The organism is Arthrobacter sp. MPF02, assembly GCF_046605375.1.
Taxonomy (GTDB): Bacteria; Actinomycetota; Actinomycetes; order Actinomycetales; family Micrococcaceae; genus Arthrobacter.
The window spans coordinates 714,410-729,989 of record NZ_CP176772.1; the positions used below are offsets into that span (position 1 = coordinate 714,410).

At 66.0% G+C, this 15,580-nt stretch carries 14 protein-coding genes and 1 pseudogene; 4 read left to right on the forward strand and 11 right to left on the reverse strand.

Annotated features, from left to right (window positions below; all coding sequences use genetic code 11):
• Positions 1–29: 29 nt before the first annotated feature.
• Positions 30–989: a D-2-hydroxyacid dehydrogenase family protein gene (locus tag ACLH0K_RS03480; protein ID WP_411375472.1), complete on the reverse strand. Its 960-nt coding sequence runs from the start codon at positions 987–989 to the stop codon at positions 30–32.
• A gap of 135 nt (positions 990–1,124) precedes the next feature.
• Between ACLH0K_RS03480 and ACLH0K_RS03485 the strand changes: the two genes are divergently transcribed.
• Positions 1,125–2,318, forward strand: coding sequence for a CynX/NimT family MFS transporter (locus ACLH0K_RS03485; RefSeq protein ID WP_411376394.1), 1,194 nt, complete (start codon positions 1,125–1,127; stop codon positions 2,316–2,318).
• A gap of 95 nt (positions 2,319–2,413) precedes the next feature.
• Here ACLH0K_RS03485 and aceB read toward each other — a convergent pair whose 3' ends face one another.
• Positions 2,414–4,066, reverse strand: coding sequence for a malate synthase A (aceB, locus tag ACLH0K_RS03490; RefSeq protein WP_411375473.1), 1,653 nt, complete (start codon positions 4,064–4,066; stop codon positions 2,414–2,416).
• 102 nt (positions 4,067–4,168) lie between these two features.
• A complete protein-coding gene (gene aceA / locus ACLH0K_RS03495) occupies positions 4,169–5,485 on the reverse strand; it encodes an isocitrate lyase (protein WP_411375474.1) in 1,317 nt (438 codons plus the stop codon).
• Positions 5,486–5,662: 177 nt separating this feature from the next.
• Here aceA and ACLH0K_RS03500 point away from each other — a divergent pair, with 177 nt between their 5' ends.
• A complete protein-coding gene (locus ACLH0K_RS03500) occupies positions 5,663–7,150 on the forward strand; it encodes a helix-turn-helix domain-containing protein (RefSeq protein WP_411375475.1) in 1,488 nt (495 codons plus the stop codon).
• A 21-nt stretch (positions 7,151–7,171) separates the two neighbouring features.
• Here the strand turns inward: ACLH0K_RS03500 and ACLH0K_RS03505 are convergent.
• A pseudogene (locus ACLH0K_RS03505) lies at positions 7,172–7,333 on the reverse strand (C4-dicarboxylate ABC transporter substrate-binding protein); the annotation flags it as partial.
• A 12-nt stretch (positions 7,334–7,345) separates the two neighbouring features.
• Positions 7,346–8,203 (reverse strand): hydroxymethylpyrimidine/phosphomethylpyrimidine kinase, encoded by an 858-nt coding sequence (locus ACLH0K_RS03510; RefSeq protein ID WP_411375476.1) that lies wholly within the window; start codon positions 8,201–8,203, stop codon positions 7,346–7,348.
• A gap of 205 nt (positions 8,204–8,408) precedes the next feature.
• Between ACLH0K_RS03510 and ACLH0K_RS03515 the strand changes: the two genes are divergently transcribed.
• Positions 8,409–9,131: a queuosine precursor transporter gene (locus ACLH0K_RS03515; protein ID WP_411375477.1), complete on the forward strand. Its 723-nt coding sequence runs from the start codon at positions 8,409–8,411 to the stop codon at positions 9,129–9,131.
• Here the strand turns inward: ACLH0K_RS03515 and ACLH0K_RS03520 are convergent.
• The 6 genes from ACLH0K_RS03520 to ACLH0K_RS03545 all read right to left on the reverse strand — a co-directional run bounded on the left by ACLH0K_RS03520 (position 9,128) and on the right by ACLH0K_RS03545 (position 14,673).
• Positions 9,128–9,931, reverse strand: a complete 804-nt coding sequence (locus tag ACLH0K_RS03520; protein WP_411375478.1) for a hypothetical protein — start codon at positions 9,929–9,931, stop codon at positions 9,128–9,130. The genes ACLH0K_RS03515 and ACLH0K_RS03520 overlap by 4 nt on opposite strands.
• Before the next feature lie 200 nt (positions 9,932–10,131).
• Positions 10,132–11,442: a tRNA guanosine(34) transglycosylase Tgt gene (tgt, locus tag ACLH0K_RS03525; RefSeq protein ID WP_411375479.1), complete on the reverse strand. Its 1,311-nt coding sequence runs from the start codon at positions 11,440–11,442 to the stop codon at positions 10,132–10,134.
• A gap of 45 nt (positions 11,443–11,487) precedes the next feature.
• Positions 11,488–12,216 carry an SRPBCC family protein gene (locus ACLH0K_RS03530; protein WP_411375480.1) on the reverse strand — a complete coding sequence of 243 codons (729 nt, stop codon included), beginning with the start codon at positions 12,214–12,216 and terminating at the stop codon, positions 11,488–11,490.
• A 48-nt stretch (positions 12,217–12,264) separates the two neighbouring features.
• On the reverse strand, positions 12,265–13,299 hold the full coding sequence (locus ACLH0K_RS03535; RefSeq protein ID WP_411375481.1) for a DUF6707 family protein: 1,035 nt from the start codon (positions 13,297–13,299) through the stop codon (positions 12,265–12,267).
• 87 nt (positions 13,300–13,386) lie between these two features.
• Positions 13,387–13,926 carry an NUDIX hydrolase family protein gene (locus ACLH0K_RS03540; protein ID WP_411375482.1) on the reverse strand — a complete coding sequence of 180 codons (540 nt, stop codon included), beginning with the start codon at positions 13,924–13,926 and terminating at the stop codon, positions 13,387–13,389.
• 9 nt (positions 13,927–13,935) lie between these two features.
• Complete coding sequence (locus ACLH0K_RS03545; RefSeq protein ID WP_411376395.1) at positions 13,936–14,673, reverse strand: VOC family protein; 738 nt, start codon at positions 14,671–14,673, stop codon at positions 13,936–13,938.
• A 107-nt stretch (positions 14,674–14,780) separates the two neighbouring features.
• On the opposite strand from ACLH0K_RS03545, the gene ACLH0K_RS03550 reads away from it, so the two are divergent.
• Complete coding sequence (locus ACLH0K_RS03550) at positions 14,781–15,383, forward strand: YdeI/OmpD-associated family protein (protein ID WP_411375483.1); 603 nt, start codon at positions 14,781–14,783, stop codon at positions 15,381–15,383.
• Positions 15,384–15,580: the final 197 nt, after the last annotated feature.

Consider the following 15,580-nt stretch of genomic DNA (forward strand, 5'->3'; position numbering starts at 1 on the left):
GGGGGGCCTGGCCTGCTTGTGCTGTGCTGTCAGACTGAAATGGTGCGAACGGGCGAGCCCGCCAGCCATGCGGTTACGTCCTCAAAGGCGCCGCCGTAGAACTGCCGGTAGCTTTCCTGGGTGACATATCCGAGGTGCGGGGACAGGACCGTGTTCGGCGCCGCCAGCAGCGGATGCCCGGCCGGCAGGGGTTCCTGGTCGAACACATCCAGGGCTGCACCGCGGATCCAGCCCTGGCTAAGTGCGCGGATCAGCGCGTCCTGGTTTACGAGCGGTCCCCTGGCCGTGTTGACCAGGATGCCTTCGGGGCCAAGCAGCCGCAACTCGTCTTCGCCCACAGTGTTCTCGGAGCGTGGGGAGAGCCGCAGATGGAGCGTGGCCACGTCCGATAGCCGGAACAGTTCCTCCTTTGACACCAGCCGGGCTCCAGCCTCCGCTGCTGCCTCGGCCGTCAGGTTCTGGCTCCATGCCACCACCTCCATGCCGAATGCCTGCCCGTAGCCGGCCACCCGGCGGCCAATTTTCCCCAGCCCCACGATGCCCAGCGTCTTGCCTGACAGCTCGAAGCCGACGGTGGACTGCCAGGTCCCGGCCCGCAGTGAGTTCTCTTCAGCGGGAAGATGCCGCGCCGCGGCGAGGAGCAGGGCCCAGGTCAGTTCCGGAGCGGCGGTGGGGGACCCGGGAGTGCCGCAAACTGTCACTCCATGCTCTGCAGCGGCGGCAAGGTCGATGGAGGCGTTGGCCATCCCGGTGGTCACCAGCAGTTCGAGGGCCGGCAGCTTTTCAAAAACCTCCCGGGGGAACGCGGTGCGTTCCCGCATGGCGACAACGATGGCCACGTCCGCCAGCGCCGAGACCAGGGCGTCCTGTGAGGCAAAGGGTTCCCGGAACGTGGTGATGGTGACGCCCTCGGCCTCGAGTGCCGCCCAGTCCGCGAAGCCGTGCGCCACGGCCTGGTAGTCGTCGAGGATGGCAAGGCGGTGCTGCATGGCGGTGTCCTTCGTCCCGGAGTTCCTGCGTGATGTTTATCGTATGGCAGGTGCCCGTAAGGAATGCGGAACCCCGCAGCAGTAAGCGTGATAGCAATGGAACTGATGAAAACTCCGTATCCCGCTCTTCGCCGCATGAGCGGCCGGTCCCTCGCCCGACTTCCCCACAGCTGGATCCTGCTTGCCTGCATCGGTTTGCTGGCGTTGAACCTGCGCGGTCCGTTCGTGGCAGTTGCGCCCGTGGTTGGCCTGATCCAGGCGGAGCTGGCCTTTTCACCTGTCATGCTGGGGCTGCTGACCAGCATCCCCGTCCTCTGCTTCTCCCTGGCGGCACCGCTGGCTTCCCTGGCGGCGAGGAAGTTCGGGGCCGAGTTCGCGGTGACGCTGACCATCCTCGGAGTGCTGGCGGGGGTTCTGGTGCGCTCCGCGGGCGGGCCGGTGCTGGTGGTGGCAGGAACGGTGTTAATCGGGGTGGCCATTACGGTGGGCAACATTGCCGCGCCCCTGATCATCCGCCGCGACTTCGCCCCCAGGCGGCAGGGGACCGCGATGGGAATTTACACGGCAGCCCTGAATATCGGCTCGTTCCTGACGTCTGTGCTCACAGCGCCACTGGCAGCCGTTGCGGGATGGCGGTTCGCGCTGGGTTCCGTTGCCGTGGTGGCCGTAGCCGCCGTCGTGGTCTGGACCCTGGCTGTGGGGCCCCGGAGCGCATTCCTGGCATCGGCGGAGGACGGCCGGAACAGCAGCCGGCACCGCCTGGCCGGAACCGGCTGGATCACCGCGGGACTGACTGCCGGCTTTGGCGGACAGGCATTCTCCTACTACGGCGTGACGGCCTGGTTGCCCAGCTACCTGCACGACGAGCTGGGCATGACCGCCGCCGAGGCCGGCGCCGCTTCCTCGATCTTCCAGATCCTGGCGATCGTAGGCGCCCTGGGGGTGCCTTTCGCCGCCAAATTCATGAGTACGACGGCGGTGGCCATCACCGTGGGAGCGTTGTGGACGGCCGTGCCGGCCGGGCTGCTGCTCGCGCCGCAGCTGTGGTGGCTGTGGTCCGTGGCAGGCGGCATCGCGCAGGGCGGCGGCATCACCGTCATCTTCATCGCCATCATCCGGCTGGCAAGCGACCAGGCGTCGGCGGGCCGGATGTCCGCCACCGTCCAGGGACTCGGTTACGCCCTTGCTGCCGTGGGGCCGCCCCTGGTTGGCTTTGTCCATGACGCATCGGGTTCCTGGACCCCTGCCCTGTTGGTCATTCTCGCCTCGGTGCTGACTTTCTTCATCGCCACCACCCTCTCCGTGCGGAAGGTGCCGAAGGGGCGCTAGACACTGTGGGAGAGGGTTCCGCCGCCGGGCCGGCGCCCCGGATTTTGGGGGTGCCTGTTGCGAGTGGGCGTGCCGGCCCGGTGACGGACATCTGGTTAGGCTGCGGCGAGTTCCTCCATTGTTGTCCTTTCCCGTGCTTCGGTGAGGTAGCGGGCGTAGGCGGGGAGGGTGAGGAAGGTGGGGAAGTCCCGGGCCATAGTGACTTCTTCGAAGATGTCGCGGGCGTCCTCGAAGCGGTCGCCGTCGAAGCGTTCCAGCCGGGCGAATTCCTCGTCCAGCAGCTCCTCGACCCACTCGTGGGTGACAATTTCACCGTGGTCGGTGATGGCCCGGGCGTAGATCCACTGCCAGAGCTGTGAGCGGGAGATCTCGGCGGTTGCGGCGTCCTCCATGAGGTTGTGGATGGCCACCGCGCCGTTGCCGCGGAGCCAGGATTCGATGTAGCGGATGCCCACTTCGATGTTGTTGCGGATGCCCTGTTCGGTGATGTTGCCGTGCAGTGAGGCGATGTCAATCAGGGCGCGGTCGTCCGGGGTGACGTCCTCGCGGAGCTTTCCGAGCTGGTTCGGCCTGGTGCCCAGGACGCCGTCGAACACCTCGCGGCAGATGGGCACCAGGTCCGGGTGGGCCACCCAGGAGCCGTCAAAGCCGTCGTTAACCTCGCGGGTTTTGTCCGCGCGCACTTTGTCGAGGGCGTTGGTGTTGGCCTCGGGGTCTTTTCGGTTGGGGACGGCTGCTGCCATGCCGCCGATGGCCATGGCGCCGCGTTTGTGGCAGGCGCGGACCAGCTGTTCGGTGTAGGCGCGCATGAAGGGTGCGGTCATGGTCACCTGGGCCCGGTCGGGGAGGACGAAGCGGGGGCCGCGGGTGCGGAAGTTTTTGATGATGGAGAAGATGTAGTCCCAGCGGCCGGCGTTCAGGCCGGAGGCGTGGTCGCGCAGTTCGTAGAGGATCTCTTCCATTTCGAAGGCTGCGGTGATGGTCTCGATCAGGACGGTGGCGCGGATGGTGCCTTGCGGGATGTCCAGGAGGTCCTGGGCGAGGATGAAGATGTCGTTCCAGAGCCGGGCTTCGAGGTGGTTTTCGATCTTGGGCAGGTAGAAGTAGGGGCCCTTGCCCTGGGCCAGGAGGCGTCGGGCGTTGTGGAAGAAGTACAGGCCGAAGTCCACGATGCCGCCGGCGATGGGTTCGCCGTCGATGAGCATGTGCTTTTCGGGCAGGTGCCAGCCGCGGGGGCGGACCACGATGGTGGGCAGGTCGCCGGCTGGCTTCAGCTTGTATTCCTTGCCCTCGTCGGTGGTGAAGTCGATGCGGCGTTCCAGGGCGTCGGTGAGGTTCAACTGGCCCTTGATGACGTTGCGCCAGGTGGGGGTGGAGGAGTCTTCCATGTCCGCCAGCCACACCTTCGCGCCGGAGTTCAGGGCGTTGATGGTCATCTTCCTGTCCACCGGGCCGGTGATCTCCACCCGCCGGTCCTCCAGCCCGGGGGCCGGGGGAGCTACCCGCCAGGAGGGGTCGTTGCGGATGTGCTCGGTTTCCCGGAGAAAGCGCGGGTCCTGACCTGCTGCAATCTCTGCACGCCGGGTCCGACGTGCCTGCAGCAGTTCCTGCCGCCGGTCGGCGGTGGCCCGGTGCAGCCTGGCAATGAAGGCCAGGGCGTCCGGGGTCAGCACCTCGTCCTGCCGGCACACGGGCTGCGCGGTCATGGTGATGCCGTTGATGGTGAAGCTGTCAGTAAAGCTGTTCATGGGAGTTCTCCTTGAAAGGTCCCAACTGGGTAGCAGTAAGTGTCGTTATGACCCTCCAAAACGACACTTACTGCTACTTACTTGGGGAGGGGCGGCTGGGGACTAGTGGAACTGGCCTTCTTCGGTGGATCCCACCAGGGCCAGGGTGGATGCGTTCGGGTTGAGCGCGGTGGAGATGGTGTCGAAGTAGCCGGTGCCGACTTCGCGCTGGTGTTTGGTTGCGGTGTAGCCGCGGGATTCGGAGGCGAATTCCTTTTCCTGGAGTTCGACGTAGGCACTCATGCCTTCGCGGGCGTAGCCGTGGGCGAGGTCGAAAATCGAGTAGTTCAGGGCGTGGAACCCGGCCAGGGTGATGAACTGGAAGGTAAAGCCCATGGCACCGAGTTCGCGCTGGAACTTGGCGATCGTGGCGTCGTCCAGGTGCTTCTTCCAGTTGAACGACGGCGAGCAGTTGTAGGAGAGCATCTGGTCCGGGAACTCGGACTTCACCGCTTCGGCGAACTTGCGGGCCAGCTCCAGGTCCGGGGTGCCGGTCTCCATCCAGATCAGGTCCGAGTAGGGGGCGTAGGCCTTGGCGCGGGCGATGCAGGGTTCGATGCCGTTGCGGACCTTGTAGAAGCCCTCAGCGGTACGCTCACCGGTGATGAATTCCTGGTCCCGTTCATCGACGTCGGAGGTGATCAGGGTTGCTGCCTCGGCGTCGGTCCGGGCGATCACGACGGTGGGGGTGCCGGCGACGTCCGCGGCCAAGCGGGCCGCGTTCAGGGTGCGGACGTGCTGCTGCGTGGGAATCAGGACCTTCCCGCCCAGGTGCCCGCACTTCTTTTCCGAGGCGAGCTGGTCCTCCCAGTGAACCCCTGACGCGCCGGCCTGGATCATGGACTTCATCAGTTCGTAGGCGTTCAGCGGCCCACCGAAGCCGGCCTCGGCGTCGGCGACGATCGGGACCAGCCAGTCCTTAACGGACTTGATGCCTTCGGCGAATTCGATCTGGTCCGCGCGCAGCAGGGCGTTGTTGATCCGGCGCACCACGGTGGGGACCGAGTTGGCCGGGTAGAGGGACTGGTCCGGGTAGGTGTGGCCGGAGTTGTTGGCGTCCGCGGCGACCTGCCAGCCGGAGAGGTAGATCGCGCGGAGTCCGGCTTTGACCTGCTGCACGGCCTGGTTGCCGGTCAGGGCGCCGAGGGCGTTGGTGTAGCCGCCGGTCTTGTGTTCTTCGCTGAGCTGCTTCCACAGCTTCTCGGCACCGCGGCGGGCCAGGGTGTGCTCTTCGGAGACGCGGCCGCGGAGGCGGACGACGTCGGAAGCTGAGTAGTCCCGGGTCACACCTTCCCAGCGGGGGTTGGCGGACCATTCGAGCTCCAGGGCGGCGGCCTGCTGTTCGGGCGTCTGCGAGGTGGGCTCAAAAGCTGCAGTCATCGTTGATCTCCTTGATTGAGCTCCGGATTCGGTAGGTGGGAACCTCGCCTTTGGGGTTCCCACCGGCTTTTCCGGTGCCGGGTAACTTTTCCGTGACAACTACTTTTCAGCACTTTCAACCCCCTTTCCAGATAAAAACCGTGGAAAGAAACGCACTTCTTCGCGTATTCTTCAGAAATGTCGCCTGCAAGCTGGAACAGGGAAGTTTCACGGCCATTGCCCTCCGGGTCCACGTCTGAACTGGACGTCATCGCACTGGGCCGCCGCGTCCGCCATCTGCGCAAACATGCCGGCATGACGCTCGATGACCTGAGCGCCGCCGTCGGGACCGCCCCCAGCCAGTTGAGCCTGATTGAGAATGGCAAGCGGGAACCCAAGCTGACACTGCTGCAGCACCTGGCAGGGGCGCTCAACATCAGCATTGATCAGCTGCTCGGGGCTGAGCCGCCCAGCCGCCGCACGGCCCTGGAAATCGAACTGGAGCGGTACCAGCGCGGACCGCTTTACGAGTCCTTGAACCTGCCCAAAATCCGCATCAGTTCGCGCCTTCCTCTTGATGTGCTCGAGGCCCAGGTGGGGCTGCTCCACGAGCTGGAACGCAAGATGAATGAGCAGGTGGCCACGCCGGAGGAGGCCCGCCGCGCCAACGGGGAACTGCGGGCCATGATGCGTGAGCGGGGCAACTATTTCCCGGAGTACGAAGTTGAAGCGCAGAAGGTCCTCAAGGAGGTGGGCTACACCACCGGCCCGCTGAGCCAGCACGTTATCGCGGATATCGCCGCGCATCTCGGATTCACCCTGCACCACGTGGGCGATTTGCCGCATTCCACCCGTTCCGTGACGGACTTGAAGAACCGCAGAATTTACCTGACCCAAAATCAGCGGCAGGACCACGATCCCCGGTCCGTGCTGCTGCAGGCGCTCGGCCACTACGTCCTGGGCCATGAAACGCCACGGAACTACGGAGACTTCCTCGCCCAACGGGTGGCCACCAACTATTTCGCCGCCGCGTTGCTCCTTCCCGAGCAGGCGACCGTGGAATTTCTGCAAAAAGCCAAGGCGGCCAAGGAAATCGCGGTGGAGGACATCCGGGACGCTTTCGCGGTTTCCTACGAGACGGCGGCGCACCGCTTCACCAACCTGGCCACCAGGCACTTGGGCATCACAACGCATTTCCAGAAGACGCACCAGAGCGGCATCATCTACAAGGCCTATGAGAACGACGGCGTGAACTTCCCGCAGGACCACACGGGCGCCATCGAGGGCCAGCCGTCCTGCAAAGCCTGGACGTCCCGGGCGGTGTTCGATGTGCCGGACAAGTTCAGTGCCTACAGCCAGTACACTGACACACCGTCGGGCACGTATTGGTGCACCGCCCGCACGGAACGCTCCGCCACAGGTGAGTATTCGCTGAGCATCGGGGTGCCGTACCAGCACGTGAAGTGGTTCCGCGGACGGGAAACCATGGCCCGGGCCACCTCCAACTGCCCGGACCCCACCTGCTGCAAACGCCCGCCGGAAGAGCTCGCCAACGCCTGGGCCGGAAATGCGTGGCCCTCAGCCCGCGCCCACTCGCATCTTCTCGCCGCCATGCCGCCGGGTGCGTTTCCCGGCGTGGACGAGACCGAGGTGTACAGCTTCCTGCAGGCGCACTCGGGCGGCTGAGTAATTCAGCGGCCCGACATCCTAGCCGTGGAGGGCCCGGTAGGCGTCCGCGGCGGCCTGATGCAGGGGCACGCCAGCGGTGTTGATCAGCGTTTCCGGGCTCAGGAACTGCACGCCCAGGCTGGACTGCGGGATCAGTTCGCCGGCATGGTGCACCAGCAGCTGGACGGTCCGCTCTACCGTGGCGGGGTGGGGTCAGCGGGCGCCGCCCTGCCACAGGGCCTCGAACGGGGCCCCGGACGCCAGGCGGTTCCGGATGCCGGCGGTGACAAATTCCTTGGCGGTCCGGGCGGCTTCGAGGGGAGAAGAGCCCTTTGCCAGTTCCGCGGTAACGGCAGCTGCGAGCGAGCAGCCTGCACCGGAGACCGCCACTTCGCCGACCTTGGGCGCAGCCAGGACTTCGAGTGTCTCACCGTCGTAGAAGACGTCGACGGCGTCCGGGCCTTCCAGCCGCACCCCGCCCTTTGCGAGGACTGCGGCGCCGCTGAGCTCGTGGATGCGGACGGCGGCGGCCTTGAGTGACTCGACGTCCGTGATCTCCATACCGGACAGCGATTCCGCCTCGAAGTGGTTCGGCGTCACGAAGGTGGCCAGCGGCAGGATCTGCGCCTTGAGGGCCTGGTCCGTGTCCAGTGCGTGTCCCGGTTCCTGTCCCTTGCAGATCAGCACGGGATCCAGGACCACGTTGCCAAAGCTGTTGTTCTTCAGGGCGCCGGCCACCGTCGCAATGGTGGCGGGGCTGCCCAGCATGCCGATCTTCACGGTGTCCAGCACGGAAGGCGCTCCCGACGCCGGACCGTAGGCCGCCGTGGTCGCCTCCAGTTGGTCCGCGATCACCTGCTGGTCCACCGGCACGAAGCGGTGGTTCCAGCTGTCGTTCGGGTTGAAGGAGACGATGCACGTCAGGTTGGCAATGCCGAAAACGCCGAGTTCCTGGAAGGTCTTCAGGTCGGCCTGCGCGCCGGCGCCGCCGGTCGCCTCGGAGCCGGCGATGGTGAGCACGACGGCGGGGCCGGCCGCGGACGGAGTTGGGTCAACGGAAACGGAAGTCATGTTCCCATCCTGCCATCCGGCGTCGGATGTTTTCCTTGTGTTGCCGTACAGCGGCAGCGGAGCCGGGGTGTTCAGGGCCACAAGGCCGCTTTCAGGTGGCTGGCGGGACGGGCCGGTGGGAGAATGGCCCGACCAGTGCTAATACAGCCGGCCGCCCTCATCAGTGACGGGCATCGAGCGAACCACTTTGAAACGGACTTCCTTCGTGTCATCTGCATCAGGCCGCGACGCCCTGCCCAAAACCACATCCCCGGATGCCGCTGCCCGCTTCGCATCCGTCGGGTCCCCGTACTTCGGCATCATGCTGGCGTTCATGGCGGTGGTGCTGATCCTGTCCAATATCGGTGCCTCCAAGGGCGTGGTCCTGGGACCGATCGTCACCGACGGCGGATTCTTCCTCTTCCCGCTGGCCTACATCCTGGGTGACGTCATCAGCGAGGTGTACGGCTTCAAGGTGGCGCGCAAGGCAATCTTCACCACCTTCGCACTGTCCGTCTTCGCGTCCCTCTGCTATTGGGTGATCATCCTCCTGCCCGGGTTCGATGACGAGTTCGGGGTTTCCAAGCAGGCGGCGCTTGAGGGTGCCCTCGGCCCCGTTCCGCAGATCGTGCTGGCGTCGCTGCTGGCATTCCTTGCCGGCCAAACCATCAACTCCTGGATCCTGGTGAAGATGAAGGCCCGTTCCGGGGAGAAGTCCCTGTGGGCCCGCATCATGGGGTCCTCGGTCGCCGGCGAGGTCGTGGACACCCTGATTTTTTGCAGCTTCGCCGCGTCCGTCATCGGAATCACGGACTTCGGCACGTTCGTGAACTACGTGGTTGCGGGCTTCGTCTACAAGACCCTCGCGGAGTTCATCCTGGTGCCGGTGACCGCGCTGGTGATCCGCTGGATGAAGAGGCGGGAACCCAGCTACGGAGCCGCCGCCTAGGAGCGTTGTGTCGCCGGCACCGTTCCAGCGATTTCGACGGCGGCACCTGGCTGACGTCGGAGGGCCGCCAGGATCCGGTTCTTGAATTCCTGCTCGCGGAACAGGTCCTTCCATTCCACCCGGACAAAGAGCCAGCCATCTTCGGTGAGCGCCTTCTCGCGCCGCCGCTCCTGAAAGAGGACCTCGTTCGTTGGCTTGTAGTCGAAGTACTTGATCTTCCCGTCGAATTCGAGGGCCACCTTTTTCTCTTTCCAGGCGAAATCCAGCCGGTGCCGGCCCAAGCGGCTCCGAATCTCCACCTGGGCGTCCGGCCTTGGCAGTTTCAGCCGGGCAATGAGGTCCCGCGTCAGCGTTTCACCCGCCGATTCAGCCCGGGCATCCGCATTGGCGAGGACCGCCCGGAGGTTTCGTACTCCCCGGTACCCGGACAGCCCGGCTGCAGCAGCGTGCATGACGGCGGCATCCGCACCAATCCGGAGTGCGCTGTCCACAAGAATCAGCGCCTGCCGGTAGTCGAGCATCATGGCGCAGTCCACCACTGTGCGTTCCAGGCTGGTCACCGGGAGCGTGCTGCGGGTAGTGACATCTGCGTCCGTATAAGGCTGGGTATGGCCGCGGACATCCTTGCCAAGGCGCCGACGGGACGGTGACACCCGGAACAAAAGATGAATCAGGTCATCCACGTTCCACAGGAAAAGGCCGTGGAGCCGCGCCGCCGAGGTGTGGCTGTAGATAAAGCCGCCTGCCGACGTCGTCAACGTCCCGTAGGCATGCGCATGGATCAGTTGCAGACTCTGCATCGCGGGGGACTGTTTCTCCCACACGGCAGCGCGGATGTAGCAACCGTGCCGCAGTCGGACGAACTCGCCGCTGATGACCAGATGCCGCCGTCGTCATGTGGAAAACGGCGGGGACGCCGGAACGGTGCGGGGACGCTGTTCCGGTTCAGCGTCCCCGCACCGTTCCGGCGAATTCGACGGCGGGAGGCCGCCCAGGTGCGTCAGGAGTAGTACCGGCCCAGGGTCTCAGCCTTGAAGTCGAAGAACATGCCGGCCTCAATGGCCAGGCGGGCATCGTCCACCATCTTCACCACGAACCGCTCGTTGTGGATGGAGATCAGCGTGGCGGAGAGCATCTCCTTGGCTTTGAACAGGTGGTGGATGTACGCGCGGGAGTAGTTGGCGCAGGTGTAGCAGTCGCAGCCGTCCTGCAGCGGCCCGAAGTCGCGCTTGTACTTCGCCCCGGACAGGTTGAACCGGCCGTACGGGGTGTAGAACGCGGAGTTCCGGGCCACCCGGGTGGGGGAAACGCAGTCGAACGTGTCGGCGCCGTTCTCGATCGCGGTGAAGATGTCGTCCGGCTCCGAGATGCCCAGCAGGTGGCGCGGCTTGTCCTCCGGGAGTTCCTCGTTGCACCACCGGACAATGGTGCCCAGGTTCTCCTTCTCCAGCGCACCGCCGATCCCGAACCCGTCAAAGGGCATGGCACCAAGGTCGCGGCAGGCCTTCCGGCGCAGGTCCTCGTACTGGGCGCCCTGGATCACGCCGAACAGCGCCTGGTACGGCTTGCCCACCCTGGACCCGGTCAAACGGAAGTGCTCCTCTATGCAGCGCAGAGCCCAAAGCCGGGTGCGCTCCAGGGACTCCTCCTGGTAGCGGCGCGAGTTCTGCAGCGTGGTCAGCTCGTCGAACGCGAACATGATGTCCGCGCCGATCTGGTGCTGGACCTGCATGGAGATCTCGGGGGAGAAGCGGTGACGGTCGCCGTTCAGGTGGCTCTTGAACCAGACGCCGTCGTCGTCGATGTGCGCCAGCCGCTCCTTGCCCGGCGCCACGGCGTCGTCCGGGCCGGACGCATCCACGGACTTCATGTCAATGACCTTCTTGAAACCCGAGCCCAGGCTCATCACCTGGAATCCGCCGGAGTCCGTGAAGGTGGGGCCGGGCCAGTTCATGAAGGCGCCCAGGCCGCCGGCCTCGTCCAGGATGTCCGCGCCGGGCTGCAGGTAGAGGTGGTAGGCGTTGGCCAGCAGTGCCTGCGCGCCGAGGTCTGCCATGGATTCGGGCAGCACTGCCTTGACGGTGGCCTTGGTCCCGACGGCGATGAACGCCGGCGTCCGGATCTCACCGTGCGGTGTGGTGATGGTGCCGGTTCGGCCCAGGAACTCCCCGCCGTTCTCCTCTACCTGGATGGCGGACGGCGGGCAGGATTCGGCCAGCCGGGTGCCCACGGTGAAGGAAAACTGTGACTGGGCCGGCAGGGGACTTGCGGGGGGAGCGGCTGCGGGGACGGAAGCGGGGTTGGCTGGCACCGTACCAGTGTGCCAGCAATCGGCCCGGCCCCGGGAAATGGGCTGTCAGCTTACGGGCGGCGACGAGGCGTAGTGCTGCTCCCGCCAGGAGTCCCAGGACGAGCGGATGGCATCCAGCTTCGCGGCGCCCAGGTCATACGTGGAGGCGATGATGAAGGACCCGTCACCCTCCGCCCGGACGTCCTTGATGGCGGGATGGTCGGCCACCACCAGGAGCCCTTCGCCGTGCTCGGCATAGCTGTGTACCGTGACCCCCACCTGGTGGCTGGTGCGGTACCAGACCTTTCCACTGATCTCCTCGCCGGTGCCCAGGGTCAGTTTGTAGGGCTCACCCGGCGCCGGCAGGTTGGCGAGACCAAGCTTCTCGATCGCTGAGCCCTGCCCTTCCGTCAGGTGCAGGAAGAGGGTGTGGCGCCTGCCGTGCGGATGGCGTTCGAGCGCGAAGCGCAGCTGCTGCAGGAACGTGAGCCAGCCCTGGGTGATGTCCTCATCCCAGGCGGCCCACTCCGAGTCGTGGTCCAGGGCGCCGCGTGTCACACTGACCTGGGTGCCGCCCGGAACGGGGCGGAGTTCGAACGTGTCGCCGCCGTGGACGGTCAGGCTGGTGTGGTCCGGGGATTCCTCCACGTCGCCCGAAAAGTAGATCTCCTTGATTTCGGCGTCCAGGTCCTCGGCCTGCCAGCCGTGCCATTGGGCCACCTTGGACGGTTCGCGCAGCATGGTCCAGACCTGCGGTGCGTCGGCGTTGATCAGTACGCTGAGGTTGTTGGTCATAGCCCCGAATGTACAACTCCGGCACGGCCCCGGGTAGGGGGAATTTCCCTACGAACGGACAGCCTCAAGCTCATTGGTGATCCGGCGCTCGAGTTCGGTCATGCCGATGGTCTCCGAGCCTCCGTGGGCGCGCAGGAACAGCAGTGATTCGAGGCGCAGCAGCCGCCATTCCCGCTCGGCGTCCTGGTTGGAGTTGTCGATGGACCGGAAGATTTCCTTGTCGTACAGGTTGGGCTCGTTCAGCGAACGCTGCCGGACCTTGGCCGCCATCCGGGCCTTGAAGGGGTCCGTTTCCTGGTTCTCCGGGGTCCGGATCAGTTTTTCGTACACGGCAGCGCGTTCGTTCTGGCCGTCCTGCCGGCAGATGTAGCTGGCGAGGGCCAGCGATGCCTCCACTGAAGCCCAGCGCCCGGGGTTGCCGTCATAGGGAAGGACGGTCAGGAGGTCGGCCACGGCCAGCGCGTGGTCCGCATCCTTAAGTGTGATGAAGAGTTCGTGGGCAAGGTCCGTCAGGTCTTTCAGGCAGCTGCCCGACTTGAAGTTCACGCCCTTGGATAGCCTGTCCGCGAGCAGCAGGACACCCACAGCATCGGGATGTACAGCGGCGGCGGCTTCAACCACCGACTCCGGGGTGCCCTCCGGCGCCGGGATCAGGGCGAGTTCCTTTTCGCTGGGCCCGGTGCCGGCCGGCGGGACAGGCGGCAGGGGAGGCACGACGACGGCGGCGGGCGCGGGCGCGTTGGCCGCCTCTTCAACGGGCTGCCCCTGCCGTGGATCCGTTGATTGCCCGGCTTCAGCCGGCTGCCCGCCCTGAAGCGGCGGTGCGGCCGCGAGCGGAAGGCGGGTGACGCCGTCGGGCGCTTCGGCGACGACCGTCACCGCGGTGCCGACCGCAATCCGCAAGGTACCGCCTCCGGACAGGCTGGCCAGCACCAGCGCCGGCGCACCGAAATCGTCCCGCTCCACCTCCACCTGGTGGATCTCCGCCGTCCGCTGGCCGTCAGGCAGCAGGATGACGCTACCGGTGGACAGGGTTCCAGCCTGCTGTTCACTATGGTTCGGGGCGGCTGGTGTTTCGGTCATGGGAGTCCTTACGTTCTCTTGCGGTCCGCCCTACAGTCTACAAAGGCGGGCTGACAAAACCGGGGACCCCCAGGTTCCCGGAGCGGCTTAGGATCCTACGCCGGCGAAGGCCAGGGCCTGGCGGATCAGGCTGCCGCGGCCGCCGGAAAACTCCAACTGGACGCCGGGGCTTAGGACTTCTTCAGGGGTCATCCACGTCAGTTCCAGCGCGTCCTGGCGCGGCTCGCACTCGCCGGTGACCGGGATGACGTAGGCCAGCGATACGGCGTGTTGGCGCTCATCGGTAAAACCGGTCTGGGACGGTGCCGGAAAGTATTCGGCCACTGTGAAGGGAACCGGGCTGATGGGCAGCTGGGGGAACGCCAGCGGCCCCAGGTCCTTTTCCATGTGGCGGAGCAGGGCGGCGCGGATGGTTTCGCGGTAGATGACGCGGCCGGAAACGAGCGACCGGACCATGGTCCCGTCCGCGTCGGCCTGCAGCAGGGTGCCTACCTCGTTCACGTACCCCAGGGGATCCAGCCTGACCGGGACGGCCTCCACGTACACCATGGGCAGCCGCCCGCGAGCCTCAAAGAGGTCTTCTTCTGAAAGCCAGCCGGGATTCGGGTCAGGGGTGCGCACGTTCATGGTTAAGTTCTACCCCATGGGAAGGTGCCGGGAGATCCAGACCGTGGCAGGCACCGGGGGCGCGTCGTCCCCGGTCGCGTCGGGGTTGGCGACGTGAAGCGTGCTGCCGAATGCCTCCTCGGTGAGGCTGACCTGGAACCCCGCTGAGGCGAGCCGGTCGCGCAGCGGTTCCAGGGCGCCGTCGTACTCGAAGCCCAGGCCGGACCGCGACGGCCCGGTTGCCGGCCGCACCAGCAGGATCCCGCCGTTCTTGGCCGTGAAGTCCGCCGTTTCGTCGTTGTCCGGCACGGGCCTCGGCCGCGCGCCGATGTGGCGGAGCGTTCGGGCGGCCGCGTCAGCGTCCTCGGTGAACCAGACCCCGACGACGGCCAGCGCCGGGTCCGCACCGCCGCCCTCCGTGCCTGCCGCGGCTTTGTCAGCCAGGAAGCTGAACCCGTCCGGAGCGGTGATCCGGCAGGCATCGCCGTGATCCACGGTGACCAGTTCGGCTGGCGTGGTCCCTTCCTCCTGCGCGGCGAGGTTGGTGCGGCGGGCGAACTCGGCCAGGTCGCCAACCTCAACGGCCAGGGCCGTGGTCCCGTCCTCGGCCGCCCCGCCCGGTACCTCGTGGACTGCCAGCCGCCCGGCCCCGGCATCATAGACGCGGAAGCCGCCGTCGCCCTCGGTCAGGACCAGCCCCAATGCGGTGAGCAGCCGCTCCCAGGACTCAATGTTCGACGTGAAATGGAGGGGACGGACGCGGAGCATGGCACTGACCTTCATCTCGGCAACGGGACGTAAGGCCATGATGCCACGGGCGGAACCGAAAGGCGGCGGAACTTGTGCCCTGCGGCTGCAGGGGCAGAATAGGCCACATGGCCGTGGAACTCGAGGAACTGCTGGTGCCTGACGCCGCCGCCTGGCGGGCCTGGCTGGAAGCCAACCACAAAACCAGTCCGGGAGTATGGCTGGTCCTGCACAAGAAGGGCGGCAAGGTGACCGGACTGGACTACGCGGCCGCGCTGGATGAGGCGCTGTGCTTTGGCTGGATCGACGGCCAGGCCAGGCGCAGGGACGACCAAAGCTCCTGCCAGCGCATGACGCCGCGCGGTCCCCGCAGTGCCTGGTCCGCCAGGAACGTCACGTATATCGCCCGGCTGGAGGAAGCCGGAAAGATGACCGACGCCGGGCGTGCAGTTGTGGAGGCGGCGAAAGCCGACGGGCGGTGGGACAAAGCCTATGCCGGGCAGGCGACGGCGGAGGTCCCCGATGACCTTGCCGCAGCGATCGCCGCGGTTCCCGCGGCCCAGGCGATGTTTGACGTGCTCACCAGGACCAACCGGTTCGCCCTGATCTACCGCACGAATGCCGCGAAGCAGGCGGCCACCCGCGAGCGCCGGATCGCAGAGTTCGTACAGATGCTGGCCCGCGGCGAGACCCCGCATCCGCAGAAGAAGCGCCCGAAGGATCCTCGCTGACCTTCCCCGCCAGAGTTTTTGTCCAGATATGCAGGGATAAACGCGCTGGAAGTCTGCATATGTGGACAAAAACTCTTCAGGCGGGACAAGGGGGATTCGGGATCCCGATAAGGGACCGGTAAAATCTATGGTTCATTTGCGCTGGTGCCGTTCCCCATCCCGGGGGACGGCACTTGTGCGTTCAGCGACGGAAATGT